Here is a 20894-nt window from a genome sequence, read left to right on the forward strand (position 1 = left end):
CTATAAAGCATGTTATTGTTTTTATTAATTCAATGCTTAAAAGCTGTGAGGTAAATTAGTTATTTAATTAAGATTTTGAAGGTAAAAATAACTAAATCAAACTGCTTGGTCATCACCTTACTAACCTTTAATTAGTTTTTCACATTGCATAAATTGAGATTGAAGGTGATGTTTTTTGTAACGAACTTGTCAACTTTTCTAGGTCGAATCCCATAACATGTATTATCCTGGACGTTGAAACTGGCTATGACATTTATCAAGACACAGAACGCTGTCATTAACAAGAAAGAATTCAGAAGTCAGAATTCTCCAATTCAATTGGAGTGCAACTGGCGGATGGCGTAGGGTAAAGCCTGCGGTATGGCTTCCCTGAGAGCGAGTCCGCGAGGGTCTGAATCCATAGCATTGGGGAAGTCCAAAAAATAAATTATTCCAGTTGATGCGTTGACTGTGAACCGTCAACAGTCAGCAGCGAACAGTCTTCTATGGAATATTTTTTCACCTGGAAATCCCTTGCTGAATTCTGAGTTCTTTTTTAATACCAGCTACATTGTTGTGGTTAGGCTTGAAAATCAAACTATTGCTGACGAAAAAAGCGTTTCTGTTCTTTTAGCTACTGTTGAGTTTCTACTGTTCGGTGGAATACATCGCTGAGATTTTAAATTTTGATTTTGGATTATTTTTTGGGTTTATGGCTGACTTGTTTTTGGTAGAAGAAATCTCAAATAGCAAATCTTAAATCCCAAATCTCAAATCCAAAATTTGTTGGTCGCTACAATTTCAAGAATCAAGCGTTGCATAACATTTTTACACGATGTCTACGACGGGCTACGCCTACGCTGTGTGCCAAAATTGCCTGTAAACCTAAGGCTTTATTAGGGCAGTATGTCGTGTGGTGTTGATTGGGAGAACAGCAATTAGCGCAGATAATATTATGTTTGGTTGAAAACTTATTATTAAGACTGACGCAAAGACGCAGGGACGCGGAGAGATTTTAAGAATAAGTAATTATCCAAACTATAAGAAAGCTAATTGCTGACAACAAAGATTTTGATTAATTAGTAGGCAACAGAAATTACTGTATCTACACAATCCACAGTACTCACTATGCCCTATGTCTGCTCATTCAATTGATACTGCCTTAGCAGAGTTAGAGAGCCTGATTAACAATTGCGAACAGGCTGTAATTAGGTCTATAGAGGAAAAAAAGATGAGTTCAGGAAAATCAGTGTCGATCAACAAACTTAACAGACAATTACAACACAATCCTATCGCCATTGTGGGCATGGCTTCTCTATTACCTCAAGCCAGAAATTTACGGGAATATTGGCAAAATATAGTAAATAAAATTGATTGTATTACTGATGTTCCTTCTAGCCACTGGAGTGTCGAAGATTATTACGATCCAAATCCGAGAACACCTGAAGATAAAACTTATTGTAAAAGAGGCGGCTTTATTCCAGAGGTAGATTTTAACCCGATGGAATTTGGGATTCCACCAAGCATTTTAGAAGTTACAGATGTATCGCAACTATTAAGTTTAGTGGTTGCCAAAGAAGCGATGGAAGATGCTGGTTATGGCGAACAACAGGAATTTAACCGCGAAATGGTGGGGGTAATTTTAGGCGTAGCCATGGCCAAGCAGTTAGGAATGCCACTTTCTGCTAGGTTAGAATATCCCATTTGGGAAAAAGCGCTAAAAAGTAGCGGTTTATCTGACGAAGATACACAAAAAATCGTTGAAAAAATCAAAAGTGCCTATGTGAAATGGGACGAAAACGCCTTCCCCGGAATGTTGGCTAACGTCGTCGCCGGGAGAATTGCTAATCGTCTCAACTTTGGCGGACTTAATTGTGTAGTTGACGCCGCTTGTGCTAGTTCCTTCGGTGCTTTAAAAATGGCAATTAGCGAACTAGTGGAATATCGTTCTGACATGATGCTGACTGGTGGCGTTGACACCGACAACACCATCATGGCTTATATATCTTTCAGCAAAACCCCAGCGGTTTCTCCCAGCGAAAATGTCAAACCTTTCGATGCTAAATCCGACGGGATGATGCTGGGTGAAGGTATCTGCATGATTGTCCTCAAACGTCTGGAAGATGCAGAACGGGACAACGATAAAATCTATGCAGTTATCAAAGGCATTGGTACCTCCAGCGATGGACGCTACAAGAGTATTTATGCTCCCCGCAAGGAAGGCCAAGTCAAAGCCTTAGAACGTGCTTATGAAGATGCAGGGTTTTCTCCCGCCACCGTTGGCTTGATGGAAGCACACGGTACTGGCACAATGGCTGGAGACCCCACAGAATTTGGTTCTTTGAGTGATTTCTTTGGTCTGCACGATTCTAAAAAGCAGCATATCGCCTTGGGTAGCGTCAAATCCCAAATCGGACACACCAAAGCGGCTGCGGGTGCGGCGAGTTTGATTAAAACGGCTTTGGCGCTACATCACAAAGTATTACCGCCGACAATTAATATTACCGAGCCGAACCCCAAACTGAATATTAAAAATTCCGCCTTTTATTTGAATACCGAAACTAGACCTTGGATTCGTGCTGAAGGCGAAGCGCCAAGACGCGCAGGTGTGAGTTCCTTCGGTTTTGGCGGTACTAACTACCACGTTGTTTTAGAAGAATATCAAGCCGACCAAAATCACGCCTACCGCCTACACAGTGGCGCGAATGAAGTGCTGGTGTTTGCTGCTAACCCTTCCCAATTGCTGGCTAAATCTGAAGATTTGTTAGCGAAATTACGTTCACCAGAAGCAAAAGCACATTATACAAAATTAGTCAATGAGTGTAAATCTCTAGAAATTCCCCTTGCTGCTGCCAGATTTGGATTTGTGGCACAGAACCTCGAAGAAACTTGCAAATTACTGCAAGTTAGCATTGACTGGCTGAAAAACAAAGGGTCAGCAACAGCTTGGGAACATCCCCAAGGGATTTATTACCGGGCTTCTGGTATGGAATTGGGTGGAAAAGTTGTCGCCTTATTTTCCGGTCAAGGTTCCCAATACTTGGAAATGGGACGGGAATTAGCGATGAATTTCCCAGTCATGCAGCGTTTACATGGCTATATGGATGGCTTGTTGCTCAAAGATAACTTGCAGCCGCTATCGGAAATCGTTTTTCCCCATCCAGTGTTTGAAGAGGCAGAGAAAAATGCCCAAATTGCCGCCCTACAACGCACAGAATACGCTCAACCAGCCATCGGGGTGTTGAGTGCAGGGATGTACACCATACTGCAACAAGCTGGATTTAGGTCTGATTTTGTTGCCGGTCATAGCTTTGGAGAAATCACCGCCTTGTGGGCTGCGGGAGTTTTGACCACCGAAGATTACCTATTTTTGGTGAAAGCTAGGGGTCAAGCAATGGCCGCACCGGAAGATCCAGACCATGATGCAGGTAGTATGCTGGCTGTCAAAGAAGACATCAGCAAAGTGGAAGCAGTGCTGAGACATTTTCCGCAAGTTGCGATCGCCAATCAAAATTCGCCAAATCAATATGTCTTAGCCGGGCCCACCGCAGAAATCGCTAAAGTGCGTCAGGCTTTACAAGACAAAGGATATACGGCTGTATTGTTGCCCGTATCGGCAGCATTCCACACACCGTTGATTGCCTTTGCTCAAAAATCATTTGCGATCGCTACTAAGTCCGTTAAATTCGAGAATCCCAAAATTCCGGTTTACAGCAATGTTACTGGCAAACAGTATCCCAAAGAACCGCAAGCGATTCAAAAAATCCTCGAAACGCACCTTTCAAATTCCGTGCTGTTCAAGCAAGAAATTGAAAGCATCTATGCAGCAGGCGGTACTTGCTTCGTGGAATTCGGGCCGAGGAGAATTTTGACCAACTTAGTCAAAGAAATTCTTGGCGATCGCCCCCATCTTACCGTAACTTTGAACCCTAGTACTCAAAAAAATAGCGATCGCTCCTTGCGGGAAGCAGTTGTGCAGTTGCGGGTAATCGGTATGGCTTTGAGCAACCTCGACCCCTACCAAGTTCCCCAAACCATACCTGCGATCGAACAGAAGAAAGCTATAAATGTACGTTTAAACGGCATCAACTACAGATCCGAAAAAACCAAAAACGCCTTCGCCCAAGCTTTGCAAAACGGCCACAAAGTGAAGGACGCGGGGACGCGGGGACACGGGGACGCGGGGAAAGAGAATGTAGAGACACCACGACACAGCGAAGATATTTCTCAAAATCTCTCCGCGTCACCGCGTCTCCCTGTCTTTGCGTCTTCTTCCCTCCCCGCATCACCGCGTCTCCCCATCTCCGCGTCTTCTTCCCTCCCCGCGTCACCGCGTCTCCCCGTCTCCGCGTCTTCTTCCACAGAGACTAACGGACATAAAAAAACACCCCCTATCGCTACCCCATCAATGAACGGTGTGACTTCTCATATCGCTACCCAACCAGAGCAGCAAATGAGTCCTGTGACCCTTTTAAGTCAACCAGCCCAGGAATCTAAGATGCAACCAACACCCGAAAAACTTACAAATTACCAACAACTTTTAGAAAGTTTAGAATATCTCCTGACACAGTTCCAGCAAAACCAATCTGAGAATTTACAAGTTCACGGAGCTTACCTCAACCATCAAATGGAATACGCCAAAGCGTTCTTCCAACTGATGCAGCAACAAAATGCGCTCTTGGGTGAAAGTAAATCCACAGCCGAAACCACCAAGCTGAAGCAAGTTGTCATGGAAAGCTTGGAACGCAGCATGATGCAGTTTCACTCCCAACAAGGTGAAACCCTACGCATCCACGAGCAATATCTCCAAGAGCAGCTGGAGTATACAAAAAACTTTTTCCAACTGATACAGCAAGAGTATTCTCAAATCATCTCAGAAGATGGAGCAACTCAACTTACAGAGAAACTCAGCAACGGTGTAGGAAATCATTTCATCCCCTTCACCACCCAAACAACCGTCACCGAAGAAGCACCAGTACCCCCTACCACCAAGATAGTAGAAGCTTTACCTTCACCTGTAACTGAGCCAGTAGTCAAAAATGGCAACGGCTCAACACATATCCAAGCACCGCTCCCCGCTCCCAAGGTGGTAGAGCCTGTAGTCGAAACCCCTGTACTCCCCCAACTAGTACAGCCTGTAGTCGAAACCCCTGTAATTCCTCAAATAGTACAGCCTGTAGTCGAAACCCCTGTAATTCCTCAAATAGTACAGCCTGTAGTCGAAACCCCTGTAATTCCCACTTCCCAATCCCCAGTCACCAATGCAACGATTGATATTGTTGACTTGGATAAAAACCTCCTAGCCATCACCAGCGATAAAACCGGCTACCCGGTGGAAATGCTGGAAATGGATATGGACATGGAAGCAGACTTGGGAATTGATTCCATCAAACGGGTGGAAATCTTGGGAGCATTACAGGAAATGTATCCCAACTTACCCAAGCCCAACTTAGAAGAACTGGCGGAAAAACGCACCATCGGTCAAGTTGTAGAATATCTGCAATCCTTTGCTGCTAAAAGCGTTTCTGTAGAAGTTGTAATTAATGAAGTACAACAACCAGTTGAAACTCCAGCGCCGGAAGTACAACAAGTAGTAGAAACTCCAGCAGAAGTAACACCGGAAGTGAGCGTAGTCGTTGCATTCACTCCCCAACCAGAAGCACAACCCGCAGCCGCAACTACTAATGAATTTCCCGACTTAGCTCAAACCCTACTAGCCATCACCAGCGATAAAACCGGTTATCCGGTGGAGATGCTGGAACTAGAAATGGACATGGAAGCCGACTTGGGGATTGACTCCATCAAACGGGTAGAAATCTTAGGGGCGATGCAGGAAATGTACCCCAACTTACCCAAACCGAATATCGAGGATTTGGGAGAACTCCGCACCATCGGTCAAATAGTTAACTACCTACAGCAGCTAGCTGGAGGTGAAAAAAAAAAGTATGAGTCTGAGTTTGTCCAGCAGCCACCGGAATTAGAGTCTAGTATCCAGCGCTATCCCGCCAAACTCAGAAGCCTACCAAAACCCGATCGCTTGGATTTCACGTTACCAGAGGGATACATCACTTTAATTACCGATGATGGTTCCCTCACCACCTCCAAATTAACCGAATCCCTAATCACCGAAGGCTCGAAAGTAGTAGTTATCAGTTTCCCCCAATCCTTGATTCCCCAACAATCGCCCTTACCCGCAGGAGTAACCCGCGTCACCTTGGCAAACTTGAGCGAAGAACATCTGCAACAACAACTACAAGCGATCGCTACTCACTGCGGTAAGGTTGGGGCTTTCATCCATTTACATCCTGTTTTCGCAACCAATAACACCGGAACAATTCCCTACATCGAACAGGAAAAGGCGATCGTCAAGCACGTATTTTTGATGGCGAAACACCTGAAACCCTCCCTCACCGAAGCCGCACAACATGGACGTAGTTGTTTTTGCACAGTCGCTCATTTAGATGGTGCTTTCGGTTTAGATTACAAAGTTAAGTTTGGAGCGATCGGCGCTGGTTTATTTGGATTAACCAAAACCCTGAGATGGGAATGGCCAAAAGTCTTTACACGGGCCATCGATTTAAGTCCCACAATCGACCCCCAACAATCAGTAAACCACATTATCGCCGAACTTCACGACCCCAATCTTTATATCGGTGAAGTTGGGTATGGTTCGCAAGGACGAGTCACTTTAATTGCCAATCCAAAGGTAGGTTAATCAAGTCTTTTATAGCAGTCCTATTTGAGTTGTGAAGATTACTGTTTTTAACGAACCGCCAAGGACGCAAAGAGCGCAAAGAAAAGAAACAAACAGAGAATATCACAAATCTTTTAGGACTGCTTATGTTTTTTCTAGAATATTGACTACTTCTCTTACTTTGCGTCCTTCTCTGACGAGACGCTGCGCGAATGCGTTCTTTGCGGTTCGTATAACAAAAAAACAAATTTATACATTTTTTTACGAGGATTTATGAGCAAAATAGCCCAGCTTAGTCCATCATCTGTTTTTGTCGTTAGCGGCGGTGCAAAAGGGATTACGGCTGAGTGTACTATCAAATTAGCCGAACAACAACCCTGTAAATTTATCCTCCTTGGTCGCTCTCAACTATTAGAAACCGAGCCAGATTTTGCCCAAGGTTGTGAAGAAGCAGCATTGAAAAAACGCATCATGGAAAATCTTCTTGCCCAAGGCGAGAAACCCACACCCATGAATGTGCAAAAAATATATAACAAAATTGTCTCCAGCCGGGAAATTAAAAACACTCTAGCGGCAATTGAAAAGACAGGAGCTAAAGCCGAATATATTAGCGTTGATGTTACAGATACACAGGCTTTACAAGAAAAACTGGCTAATGTTGGGTCAATTACAGGCATTATACATGGTGCTGGAAATTTAGCCGATAAATTAATTGAAAAGAAAACAGAAGAGGATTTTGAAAAAGTTTATACCGCCAAAGTTCAGGGATTAGAAAACCTCTTGGGCTGTATTAATCCTAATGAACTTCAGCATTTAGTTTTGTTTTCTTCTGTAACAGGATTTTATGGAAATATTGGTCAATCCGATTATGCGATCGCCAATGAAATACTCAATAAATCAGCCCATATTTTCAAACAACAATATCCCTCATGTCACGTAGTAGCAATTAACTGGGGAGCTTGGGACAGTGGCATGGTATCACCAGAACTGAAAAAAGCTTTTATTGAACGCGGAATTGAAGTGATTCCCGTAGAAGCCGGGACAAAAATGTTAGTCAACGAATTGCATCCCGCCTATCAAGATAATACACAAGTGGTCATTGGTAGCCCCTTAGTACCTTTAGCTAGAGAGTTAGATTCCGAACTCCGCAGCTATCGTTTGCGCCGCCGCATGACATTAGAAGAAAATCCATTTTTATTGGATCATGTAATCGCTGGTTCTCCAGTATTACCGGCCACATGCGCTCTTTCATGGATGATTGATTATTGCGAACAACTTTATCCAGGATATAGATTTTTTGCCGCTCAAGACTTCAAAATTTTGAAAGGAATTACTTTTAATGAAACTCTAGCATCTGAATATATTGTAGATGTCCAAGAAATTTCAAAAACCAATGGTCAACAAATTACATTCAATACGAAAATATCGAGTCAAAATTCTGCTGGCAAAACATTTTATCATTTTAGTGCCCAAATTAAACTCTTACTAGAAATACCCACTGCCCCCATTTATGATGCAGCGAATGTAGAGCAGGATAATATCATCACTCTCACTGGTAAATCTTTTTATCAAAATGGAGAAGCGACATTATTTCATGGCAAAGCATTTCAAGAAATCCAAAAAGTTCTCAACATCACGCCAGAAAAAGTTACTACACAATGCCTCTGGCAACAAATTTCACGCGAACAACAAGGACAATTTCCAGTCCAATGGGTGAACCCATATACAACTGATTTGAGTATGCACGCACTTTGGATTTGGACACAACACTTTCATCAAGAAGGTTGCTTACCCGGACAAGTGGAAAAATACGAACAATTTGCAGCCACACCACAAAACGAACCCTTCTACGTCTCCTGCGAAGTCAAATCCAAAACCCCCAGTAGCGCCATCGCCGACATTATCATCCACAACCAACAAGGTCAAATCTACTCCCGCCTCCTGGGAGCCAGAGCCATCATTTGGTCAATGAAACTCCTCAGAAGCTAATACCATTTTGGATTTTAGATTTTAGATTTTGGATTGAGAATTGCTTTGTGCATCTCGATTCTGGAAATCCATCTTTAGAATTCTTTTTTCAATTGGTATTACTCTCCTCCTCTACGCCTCTGCATCTGTGCGTGAACTTTCAAGTTTGGGGAACAGCGTAAATCCTACCGTCTGCTCGTTATCCGTAGCCTAATACCCAAACCTTGAGGATAAAATAATGGAAAAAATCGCCATTATCGCATTGTCATGTCTATTCCCCGATGCGAAAAACCCCGAAGAATTCTGGCAAAATATCATCAATGAAAAAGACTCCACCTCCTCTGCAACCATCGAAGAAATTGGAATAGACCCAGAAATTTTTCACCATCCACTCAAAGGTACACCAGATAAAACCTATTCCCTCAAAGGTGGATACATCCGCAACTTTGAATTTGACCCCTCCGGCTACAATTTACCACCAGAATTACTTGCAAATTTAGATAACACCTTCAAATGGTCGTTGTATGCCGCCAAACAAGCAATTCTTCAAAGTGGTTATTGGGGAAATCAAAGCATTCTCTCTAAATGCGGTGTAATTTTGGGAAACCTTTCATTCCCAACAAAACTTTCCAATCAATTATTTTCTCCCATCTATCAAAAAACTATTACACCTGCCCTCAAAGAACTTTTACAACTTCCAAATTTAGATTTACCCACTCTACCAACCGCTAATCAAGCATCATTATATAATGCAATGATTTCCGGCTTACCAGCGGCAATAATCGCTCAAGCCTTATCATTATCTCGCATTAACTTATGTCTTGATGCTGCTTGTTCTTCATCATTTTATGCCATTAAACTGGCTTCTCATTATTTGCGATCGCACAAAGCCGACGTAATGTTAGCCGGAGCCATCAGCAGCGCAGATTCCCTATTTGTACGGATGTTATTTTCTGGCGTACAAGGATTTCCAGAAAACGGTCTTAGCCGTCCCTTAGATAAATCATCGAGAGGTCTAATTCCCGCCGATGGTGTTGGCATAGTGATGCTCAAGAGATATTCTGATGCTGTGAGAGATGGCGATAAAATTCTTGCTACCGTCTGTGGAAATGGGTTATCAAATGATGGCAAAGGAAAGCATCTACTCAGCCCCAATCCTAAAGGACAAATTCTCGCTTTTGAGAGAGCTTATAATGAAGCCAAAATTAATCCTCAAAGTATCGATTATTTAGAGTGTCATGCCACCGGCACATTGTTAGGAGACACAACAGAATTCAATTCTATCGAAACATTTTTTGGTCAACATCAGGCCGCACCATTAATAGGTTCTGCTAAAGCAAATACCGGTCATTTATTAACTGCGGCTGGTATGGTTGGCTTGACCAAAGTAATCTTGAGTATGTCCAACGGTGTGATTCCACCGACTTTGAATGTTAACGAACCCATAGCTACAGAAAACAGTAAAATCTCTCCCGACAAAATTGTTAAAACTGCTACAGCATGGCCTAATAACAACGCTTCAATAAAACGGGCTGCTATCAGTGCTTTTGGTTTTGGCGGTACTAATTCTCATCTGATTTTAGAACAAGTGGAAGAGGACACAGGGACACGGGGACACGGAGACACGGGGAAAGAGAATGCAGGGACACAAAAAGATGAGGACACAGAAACTTCTTTCTCCGCGTCCCCGCGTCTCCCCATCTCCGCGTCTTCTTCCCTTTCCGCGTCCCCGCGTCACCCCGTCTCCGCGTCTTCTTCTAAACTTGCCATTGTCGGCATGGATGCCTTTTTCGGCAACTGTAATGGCTTAGATGCTTTTGAACGTTCAATTTACGATGGCACTCAGCATTTTGTTTCGTTACCGCCGCAAAGATGGCATGGTATAGAAAACCAAGAAAATTTACTCAAAGAATATAATTTGCCAGAAGGTAAAGCACCAGTAGGGGCGTACATTCAAGATTTTGAAATCGATACATTAGCGTGTAAAATTCCACCGAATGAAGTAGATAAATTAAATCCACAGCAATTGCTACTTCTAAAAGTGAGCGATCGCGCCTTAAAAGATGCGAAAATCCCAGAAGGTAGCAACGTCGCAGTTATCATTGCTGCTGAAACAGAGTTGTCTGTACACCAACTACAGCAAAGATGGAATTTGCCTTGGCAGGTTAAGGAAGGCTTACTCACTCAAGAAATTTCTTTACCTACAGAAGAGCAAACTCAACTGGAAAGCATCGTCAAAGATAGCCTTCATCATCCCGTAGAAATTGGCGAATATGTCAGCCACATCGCCAACATTATGGCAAGTCGTATTTCTGCTTTGTGGAACTTCACCGGCCCAGCATTTACCATGACAGCTGGCGAAAATTCTGCCCTCAAAGCTTTAGAAGTCGCACAAATGCTACTAGCTGCGGGAGAAGTTGAAGCTGTGGTTGTTGGTGCAGTTGACTTGGCTGGCGGTGTCGAAAACGTCTTACTGCGAAGCCAAATGGCTAAGGTGAATACGGGTATCAATACCTTGAGTTATGACCAAAACGCAGACGGCTGGACGGTAGGCGAAGGTGCGGGTGCAGTGGTTCTCAAACGCCATGACACCGCCCTAGAAAATGCGGAACGCATCTATGCAGTTCTTGACGCCGTTAGCATCGGACAAGCTAATTCCACCACAGTAGACGGCGAAACCATCAGCCAAGTCTGCAAACAAGCTTTCGATATTGCAGGTATCCAACCCACAGAGGTGAACTATCTGGAAGTTTGCGGTAGTGGTATTTCCCAGGAAGATGCAGCGGAAATCACAGGTTTGCTGCAAGCTTACCCGCCAGTGGGAGATGGGTTGCACTGTGCCATTGGTAGCGTCAAAGCCAATATCGGTCACACCTACGTGGCTTCGGGAATTGCCAGCTTGATTAAAAATGCTCTTTGTTTATATCACAGGTACATACCCGGAACTCCCAACTGGTCTGGTGTGAAAACGCCGCAAGTATGGGAAGGCAGTCCTTTCTATGTGGCTACAGAATCAAGACCTTGGTTTTTAGGGAAAAACGCTAAATCGAGGGTTTCGGCACTTAATAGTATTGGCTGTGATGGCAGTTTCGCCCATGTGATTTTATCAGAAGAAGGCACTCAAGAAGAACGCAGCAGCAGGTATTTACAGGAAAAACCTTTTTGTCTTTTCCCCATCCCGGCTGATGATAGCTCAAGTTTATTTGCAGCTTTGGATAACTTCCAAAAAGCCATTGAAAATTCTGTTTCTTTAAAAGCAATTGCTAGTCAATATTTTGAAAACTTTCAAAAACAATCGGCGGCAAAATATGTCCTATCAATTACCGGACGCAACCAAAAAGAATTACTCAAAGAAATCGAATCTGCGCGTAAAGGTATAAATAATGCTTTTGAAGGCAAAGGAGATTGGCAGACACCTTTAGGTAGTTATTTCACATCTAATCCACTGGGCAAACAAGGTGAAATTGCTTACATTTATCCGGCAGCAGTCAATTCTTATCTTGGCATTGGTCGCACGTTGTTTCGCTTATTTCCCAGAGTCTATAACGACTTAATGGTGAAAAGTATTTACAAACGTGCTGCTGATGTCGAACCGCTAGTTTTTCCTAGAAGTTTGAAGAAATTAACTACTAGGGAACTAGAAACACTAGAAAAACGATTGCTAGATAATTCTCTGGCAATGTTTGAAGCCGAAATGTTTTGCACTCGATTAATCACTACCATTATTCGCGATGATTTTCAAGTTAAACCTAAATATGTTTTTGGGTATAGCTTGGGTGAAACAAGCATGATGGTTGCTCAGGGAGTTTGGAGCAATTTTTATGAAGGTAGTAGCAGCTTCAACTCCTCAGCTTTATTTGGCGATAGATTATCCGGGCCGAAAAATGCAGTGCGTGAGTATTGGAGACTACCAAAAATTTCCTCTGCTGATGACAATAATCTTTGGGGTAACTATGTTTTAATGGCTAGCCCAGACCAAGTAAGGGAATGTCTAAAAAATGAACAACATGTTTACTTAACTCAGATTAATACACCGGAGGAAGTATTAATTGCTGGCGAACCAGCGGCCTGTCAGCGAGTCATTAAAACCTTGGTTTGTAATGCTTTCGCGGCTCCCTTCGACCATGTGATTCACTGCGAAACAATGCGTTCTGAATATGATGAATTGGTGAAATTAAACACATTACCATCACAAAATATTCCTGGCATTGTATTTTATTCTGCTGCTGAATATCAACCAATTAAGCTAGAGAGTGGCGAAATTGCTCGTAGTATTGCTACAGGTCTTTCTCAACAATTAGACTTCCCCAGGTTAGTTAATCGCCTCTATGGTGATGGTGCCAAAATATTCATTGAAGCTGGCGCTGGTAATGTCTGTTCTCGCTGGATTGATAAAATTCTTCAAGGTAAAGAACACATTACAGTATCTCTAAATCGGAGAGGTATGGATGACCATAGTTCCTTTGTCAAAGCACTGGCAAAACTGGTTAGTCATCGCGTGGATGTGGATTTATCACCACTGTATAGTGTTGCCCAAACTACCAACAAAAGTAAGGCAACTCTGAGGACTGTAACTTTGGGTGGGCGCTCAATTACTGATAGTATTTTGACAGAAGATAATCGCCAAATATTTGGGGATTTAGTTGAGAAATGTAAAGGCGATCGCTCCCAAACCCAGTCTCAAATTTTACCCGAATTTTCATTAGAAACTCCCAACGAAATCTTTTCACAAACAAGTAATCCCAATCACATCCCATCCCCCCCTATCCAGCCGGAAAAAGTTGCACTGAAAAATATCATTAATAACGTTTTTGAATTTAAAGAAGAAGTAAAATCTTCTGAGTCAATTGCAATTGAACAAACAACCCCACAACCTACATTTTCTCCTCCAACCACAACTCGCAAACTTCGTAGAATCATCCAGATGTCAGATTTAAATAAATCTCAGTATCAAAAACTCAACGCTAACAACTCCAAGATAACTAAAGCACACACAGCCTTCCTACAAGCCAGACAAGAATTTAGCAAGCAAATGAGTGAAATCATCCAACTCCAATTAGCCTGCGCCCAAAACTTACTCGACGAAGAATCCAAATAGTCTATCTTTCAATTGGGGAAAACTTCAAGGATAAAACAAAAATCTCCTTCTTTCCCCTCCTCATATTAACCTCAGCGTACCTTTGCGTTGAAAAATAAATCTTTCAGCCCACATAACATTCCATCCTCTTCTTTTTTTCACGCTTATAATTCGAGGGATAACTGCTGTGACAACCGTAGATACGGTACTAAGTAAACACGATAACGGCCTGAACTTCTCCCCCTGGTTTCCGACTCAAAACCAAATTTGGAAAGGTTCATTAGAATCTATATCTTTCGACCAACAAACCATCAAAAATAAATTGATGGTATTAGATAAACCTTGCTACGTCGTGAAAGTTGCCGGAAAAATCGGTGTCACTAACGAGGGGTATTTATCTACTGCTGAAAATGGTACAGCACAAGTAGAACTGTTAACATTTGCAGCACCAGTCAGAATTCAACAATTAGGCGATCCTAATTTCCTCTCCTTTCATAATGTCAAATATGCCTACGCTACTGGTGCAATGGCTGGCGGAATTGCTTCCGAAGAAATGGTCATTGCATTAGGAAAAGCGCAAATTTTAAGTTCTTTTGGCGCAGGTGGTTTAAGTCCAGACCGTTTGGAAGCAGCCATTAAAAAAATTCAACAAGCCTTACCCCACGGCCCCTACGCATTTAATTTAATTCACAGTCCCAGCGAACCCGCAATTGAACGCCGTGCTGTAGATTTATATCTCAAATATCAGGTAAAAACCGTAGAAGCATCTGCATTTTTAGATTTAACTCCCAACATTGTCTACTATCGCGTAGCCGGTTTGGGATTAAATGATGCCAATCAAATTGAAATCAGAAATAAAGTCATCGCCAAAATTTCCCGCCGAGAAGTTGCTAGCAAATTTATGCAACCTGCACCACCGAGAATTCTCAAAGAACTTCTCCAACAAGGGTTAATTACTGACTTGCAAGCGACTCTGGCAGCTAAAGTTCCGATGGCTGATGATATTACCGTAGAAGCTGATTCTGGCGGTCATACAGATAACCGTCCCTTGGTTTGTTTGCTACCTTCTATTGTTGCTTTACGGGACGAAATTCAAGCACAATATCATTACCAAATACCCATTCGAGTGGGAGTAGCAGGGGGAATTGGCACGCCAGAATCAGCATTAGCCGGTTTCATGATGGGTGCTGCTTATATAGTAACTGGTTCTATAAATCAATCATGCATTGAATCTGGAGCTTGTGAGCATACCAAAAAATTACTTGCTCAAGCAGAAATGGCTGATATGATGATGGCACCAGCCGCCGATATGTTTGAAATGGGAGTCAAATTACAAGTCCTCAAACGGGGTACGATGTTCCCCATGCGGGCGCAAAAATTATTTGAACTGTATCGCGCTTATGATTCAATTGAAGATATTCCTCTAGCAGAAAGAGAGAAATTAGAAAAACAAGTTTTCCGCAAAACTCTTGCTGAAGTTTGGGAAGGAACGGCAGCTTATTTGTCCCAAAGAAATCCCGAAAAACTAGGTAAAGCCGTTAATAATCCTAAGCTGAAAATGGCATTGATTTTCCGTTGGTATTTAGGATTATCTTCTCGCTGGTCTAATTCTGGTGAAAAAGGTCGAGAAGTCGATTATCAAATTTGGTGCGGCCCAGCAATGGGTAGTTTCAATGACTGGGTAAAAGGTTCTTATTTGTCTGACCCAAATAATCGCCGAGTAGTTGATGTTGCTGAGCAAATTATGAATGGTGCTGCCTTTTTATATCGCATCCAAAGTTTGAAAATTCAAGGGCTGCAACTCTCTAATTATTACAGTCAATATCAACCAGTACGTTCTACATTATTGGAGATTTAAAAATGACTTTAAAACAGTCTTTGACCGCCGCAGATATTCAGCATTTTTTAGTATCTAATTTAGCGGAATTGCTAGGTGTTGAACCTGCTGAAATTGACATCGAAGAACATTTAGAAAACTATGGCTTGGATTCCGCCCAAGCAATGATTCTAGTAAGTAAATTAGAAAAATTGCTCGGATTTCAACCATCTCCACTGCTGTTATGGCATTACCCAAATATTGCCTCACTTTCCCAGCGTTTAGCCGAAGAACTACAAGAAGATTCAGCAATTCAAGATACAAAATCAGCATCTTCTAACGTCAATACTACACCCTTGATTTTAGATTTAGGTGCTGAGGCTGTTCTTGACCCTACAATTAATCCTGGCGGTGCTGCTAATTTACCTATAGGCGAACCGAAAAACATCTTTTTAACTGGTGGTACGGGTTTTTTAGGAGCCTTTATTATCCGGGAATTACTACAGGAAACCAAGGCAGATATCTATTGTTTAGTCCGTGCTGATAGTCTTGAAGCAGGCAAGACCAAACTGCAAAATAATCTCCAACAATATGCAATTTGGCAGGAAGAATATAATTCTCGAATTATTCCTGTAGTTGGCGATTTATCTTTGCCATTGTTAGGTCTTGGCTTAGAACAATTTCAAACCTTAGCTGCCAAAATTGATACTATCTATCATAGTGGTGCTTTGCTGAATTATGTTTATCCCTACTCGGCATTGAAAGCTGCTAACGTTCTGGGAACTCAAGAAGTTTTAAGATTAGCTTGTCAAATTAAAGTCAAGCCTGTACATTACGTTTCCAGCGTTGCTGTTTTTGAATCGCCTGTTTATGCTGGTAAGGTTGTCAAAGAACAGGATGAATTCAATCATTGGGAAGGTATTTATCTTGGCTACTCTCAAACAAAATGGGTAGCTGAAAGATTAGTGAAAATTGCCCGCGACAGAGGACTTCCTGTAACTATCTATCGTCCACCTCTGATTTCTGGAGATAGTAAAACAGGGATTTGTAACACCCATGACTTTATTAATTTGATGGCTAAGGGTTGTCTACAAATGGGAAGTTTCCCCGATGTAGAATATATGATGGATATGTCTCCTGTGGACTATGTGAGTCAAGCCATCGTTTATCTATCACGCCAAAAAGAATCTATAGGTAGGGCTTTCCATTTACAACATCCCCAACCTGCGTCGTTGAAAGTTTTAGTTGACTGGATACGTTCTTTTGGTTATTCAGTTGAGATGATTCCCTACGAAAAATGGCAATCAGAGTTAATTAATAATGTGTCTTCTGTAGACAATCCTTTATACACTCTGCGTCCATTTTTACTAGAACGTTGGTCTGACGAACAACTGACTATTCCTGATTTATACCTGCAAGCTAGAAGACCACATATTAGCTGCCAAGATACCCTTCTTGCACTAGCAGGAAGTTCTATTGCTTGCCCGACAATTGACTCTCAATTGTTTATGACTTATACCGCCTATTTGATTCAAAGCGGTTTCTTGAATCTCGCTTAGAAAGATAGGCAATTTTAGATTTTGGATTTTGAATATTCAATTCAAAATCCAACATCATTATTTTTCTCCAATGTTTTTCAGTTATTTAATAGGGAAAACTAAGCTGTCGCGCATTGAACTTGCATATCTTTTCGTGTTGCTTATTGGTTGTTCACTATTGATAGTTAACCGTCAACGAACCTTACAAATGACTTTGCAATTTCAAAGCGTAATACTTTACCACTTGAACTGCCCGCAGTTTTGCACAGCATGTTCAACTTGATATTCTTTTAATCTTTGCTTGCCGTTTTCATCTAAATAACGTGCTTTAAAGTTAATAACAATGGCATCGCCAGAATGAAATCCAAATATACGATCTAAAAAGTCAGGCGGTGGAAGATCGTAAGGGCCGCCAGGATTGATAGAGCAGCAGTCTGGATTTTGTTTGATATATTCATCAAAGTTTTTATACCTAATGTAGTCATAAAGCTGTTCTTTTTTCCCTGGGATTATTGCAGGTATTTTGTCCCGGTGATTTTGAAAATCGAAAGCTCCTTGGATCTTCTCGTAATCGCTGAGATAACGCATCTTGGCAAAGCAGAACCCTGAATAATTCAACCCAAAGTATAGGAATAAAATGGTTAACGGTATTCCGATGAAAATGAAAACAGGTAAAAGAAAGGTACGGTCTATCATTTGTTTTTATTTTTATGCTAACAGCTATTAATCGAAAACTATTACTTTTCCACAGTTTTGTAAAGCAATACCAGTAGTGATTTCTTGAGATGTTGGCAAGCTATTTTCATCTAAATAGCGCATTTTGAACTTAATACGTATCCCCTCGCCAGAATCAAGTCCAAGTATACGAGGATTTAAAAAAGAATCTGGTATAGGCACCTCGACACCACCAGGAGGATTAATCGTACAACAATCAGGATTCTCTTTAATATATTCATCAAAACTTTTATACTTTATGAATTCGCGATATTGCATTTTACCTGCAATTTTGATACGTAATTTTTCTGCACTATTTAAAGAATCAAAAGCTAATTTAAGCTTTTCGTAATCGCTGAGATAGCGCATCTTTGCAAAGCAAAATCCTGAATAATTTAAGCTAAAATATATGCTTAAAATGGTTAATGGGAATCCGATTAAAAGAAAATTAGCTAAAAAATAGGTGCGCTTCATTATTTAATCTGTGATAATTGACATAGTCATTCAGTCAAAACATCTTGCAGTCACATTCAACTCCTATTTAAAAGATTTGTATTACTCGAAGTTTGCTCTTATGGTTACAAGTTCATTATTAATCCTCGATACTTTTGAGTTATTTAATAGGTACAGTATTTCTCGCTTTGGTACGGTACAAGTTAGAGATACATACCTATACGTTATTACATACTTCTGTACTTCATTTGATTAGAGTTCTTTATCAAACCAAATGGATACTGGACGACCACAGTTCCGTAAAGTATTTCCAAGACGTACTTCTTGTACTCTCTGATTACCGTTCTCATCTAAATAACGTACTTTGAAGTTTATGACCGTCAAATCTCGAAAACCAAGTCCAGATATACGATCTAAAAATGAAGACTCTGGAATAAATGAAGACTGTGCAATCTTGTAAGCTTCACCGTGATTGATAGAACAGCAGTCTGGATTTACTTTGATATATTCATCAAAACTTGCATACTTGATATGTTCGTAATATTTTATTTTTTCACCTACATCTACAGGTAATTTATCCTCCTTATTGTAATAATTAAAAGCTATTCTTAACTTTTCTTCATCACTGAGAGAACGCATTTTGGCAAAACAGAAACCTGAATAATTTAAGCTATAGAAGATGCTTAAAAGAGTTAATGGTATTCCGATGAAAATGAAAATAGCTAAAACAAGGATACGGTCTATCATTGTATTTCCGGGAATGAATTTACATAGGCCTAAATTAAAATCATTCTCAGACCGAATGTGACTGGTTTTTAAAGCATTTACATAAGTTAATACTTGCTGCATTGAGTACAGACACTTGTTACTTTATAGGCCTTTTATTCAGACTTGTATCTGCGAAAATATACTTAAAATAGCTGAAATATACCTTTAGTGAATAACTACTTAAATGGCATTCTTTTATTACTCTGGTCAAAGAAAATTTGAGAGCTAATTTGTCAACTCAAGTAAAGTCTTTATATTGTAAGGATTTAAATGATTTAAGCTAATTAATCGTTTGTTCTGTGCGGGTCATGCCCAGCAATCAATTGGGTTTTCTTAAAATTTTCTTTATGAATCAGTCCTTAGAAAACTTTTAAACAACAGACAGAAACTGAGTTTGAAACTTTGTTTTTTAACATGATGACTAAAATCATCTGTTTTGGTTAAAAGTCTTGTTTAGTAGAAATTATTACTTTTTTTCTCTGGACATAATGATTAAAGAGTGATATATGATTTTCATGAATTGCTCAATCTACTTTGGCAATGAAATTTTTAAGTTAAAGGTTCACTGTAAACAATTGCAAAAATGCAATTACATCAAGCCGCACTGCTAGCACCGACAGAGTGTAAATTTATTATTAAGGATTTGGACAGTATCAGTAGCAAGATGATTGCTCTATTTATTTATGTTTACAAATATAAATTTTAAAATGAACATCTTGACAAAAAACAGTCTACAATAGTTATTGTAGGTTATCAAATTTTGAATTTACCCATATTTGTGAGTAATCATAATATGTGTGTATAGAGGGGTGTATCTAGATTTTCTCTTATACATCAACGCTTCATTCTTAATTCAAAAGCAAATTACAGATTATTTTGGCTCAAGACGTTTTTCGTAGTTTGAGATATTAAGCATACTTAATTGTAGAACAAGAACCACTGTCAATGGAAAGCAGTTGAATTCACCAATATTCTTGCATGAACACAACACATCAAGCACAGAGCAAAAAAACTGCTCTTATTACTGGGGCAGCAAGTGGAATTGGCTACCAATTAGCCTGTCTTTTTGCCGCTGATGACTACAATCTTGTCTTAGTAGATAAAGATGAATTAAAGCTAACAGAAGTTGCTGAAAAATTTGAGTTAAAATTTGGCAATTTTGTCAAAGCTATTGTCAAAGATTTATCTATTTCAAGTTCTCCAGACGAGATATTCACGGAGTTACAACAAGCCAATATTCAGGTTGATGTATTGGTAAATAATGCTGGCTTTGGTACTTATGGGTTATTTCACGAAACAAATTTAACTGCTGAATTGGAAATGCTACAGGTAAATTTGGTGTGTCTCACCCATTTAACTAAGCTATTTATCAAGGATATGGTTAAGCAAGGTGAAGGAAAAATATTAAACGTCGCCTCTGCTGCTGCTTTTCAACCAGGGCCTTTGATGGCGGTTTATTTTGCGACTAAGGCTTATATCTTATCGTTTTCAGAAGCGATCGCCAATGAATTAGAAGGCACAGGTGTCACTGTGACAGTTCTTTGTCCAGGTTCCACAGAATCAGCCTTTCATCAAAGAACCGGAATGGCAGACTCTAAAATGCTCAAAAGTAAGAGAATGATGGATGCCGAAACAGTAGCCGAAATCGGTTATCGCGGCTTAATGAAAGGCAAAACCATTGTCATCCCCGGTTTAATTAATAAACTACTAGCAAAAAGCGTCAGATTTGTACCCAGAAAACTGGTGACGAAAATTGTCAGAAATATGCAGGAAGATAAGTAGGGGAAGGGGAAAGGGTAAAGGGGAAAGGGGAAAGGGGAAGGGGAAAGGAACATTGGTGTTAACTTAACGTAAAACCCTTGTAATGACGTTAGAGCAAACTTACTC

General features: G+C 40.8%; 9 protein-coding genes. 6 read left to right on the forward strand and 3 right to left on the reverse strand.

What is annotated here, in order from left to right; genetic code table 11:
* The first annotated feature begins 1114 nt into the window (after positions 1–1114).
* From GNE10_RS15865 to GNE10_RS15885, 5 genes are all read left to right on the forward strand, one after another.
* Positions 1115–6694, forward strand: a complete 5580-nt coding sequence (locus GNE10_RS15865) for a type I polyketide synthase (RefSeq protein ID WP_185566002.1) — start codon at positions 1115–1117, stop codon at positions 6692–6694.
* A gap of 252 nt (positions 6695–6946) precedes the next feature.
* Entirely contained in the window at positions 6947–8662 is a 1716-nt protein-coding gene (locus GNE10_RS15870) for an SDR family NAD(P)-dependent oxidoreductase (protein WP_185566003.1), read from the forward strand.
* A gap of 217 nt (positions 8663–8879) precedes the next feature.
* Positions 8880–13739: a PfaB family protein gene (locus GNE10_RS15875; protein ID WP_185566004.1), complete on the forward strand. Its 4860-nt coding sequence runs from the start codon at positions 8880–8882 to the stop codon at positions 13737–13739.
* A gap of 166 nt (positions 13740–13905) precedes the next feature.
* A complete protein-coding gene (locus GNE10_RS15880) occupies positions 13906–15576 on the forward strand; it encodes a PfaD family polyunsaturated fatty acid/polyketide biosynthesis protein (protein ID WP_185566005.1) in 1671 nt (556 codons plus the stop codon).
* 2 nt (positions 15577–15578) lie between these two features.
* Positions 15579–17093, forward strand: coding sequence for a thioester reductase domain-containing protein (locus GNE10_RS15885; RefSeq protein WP_185566006.1), 1515 nt, complete (start codon positions 15579–15581; stop codon positions 17091–17093).
* A 216-nt stretch (positions 17094–17309) separates the two neighbouring features.
* Here the strand turns inward: GNE10_RS15885 and GNE10_RS15890 are convergent, their stop codons facing one another.
* The 3 genes from GNE10_RS15890 to GNE10_RS15900 all read right to left on the reverse strand — a co-directional run bounded on the left by GNE10_RS15890 (position 17310) and on the right by GNE10_RS15900 (position 19088).
* Positions 17310–17768, reverse strand: a complete 459-nt coding sequence (locus GNE10_RS15890) for a hypothetical protein (protein ID WP_185566007.1) — start codon at positions 17766–17768, stop codon at positions 17310–17312.
* Positions 17769–17795: 27 nt separating this feature from the next.
* Positions 17796–18260: a hypothetical protein gene (locus GNE10_RS15895; RefSeq protein WP_185566008.1), complete on the reverse strand. Its 465-nt coding sequence runs from the start codon at positions 18258–18260 to the stop codon at positions 17796–17798.
* 231 nt (positions 18261–18491) lie between these two features.
* Entirely contained in the window at positions 18492–19088 is a 597-nt protein-coding gene (locus GNE10_RS15900; protein WP_185566009.1) for a hypothetical protein, read from the reverse strand.
* Positions 19089–19985: 897 nt separating this feature from the next.
* On the opposite strand from GNE10_RS15900, the gene GNE10_RS15905 reads away from it, so the two are divergent.
* Positions 19986–20789, forward strand: coding sequence for an SDR family oxidoreductase (locus tag GNE10_RS15905; protein ID WP_185566010.1), 804 nt, complete (start codon positions 19986–19988; stop codon positions 20787–20789).
* Positions 20790–20894 lie beyond the last annotated feature (105 nt).

It is taken from the genome of Nostoc sp. 2RC (assembly GCF_014222165.1).
GTDB lineage: Bacteria > Cyanobacteriota > Cyanobacteriia > Cyanobacteriales > Nostocaceae > Nostoc > Nostoc linckia.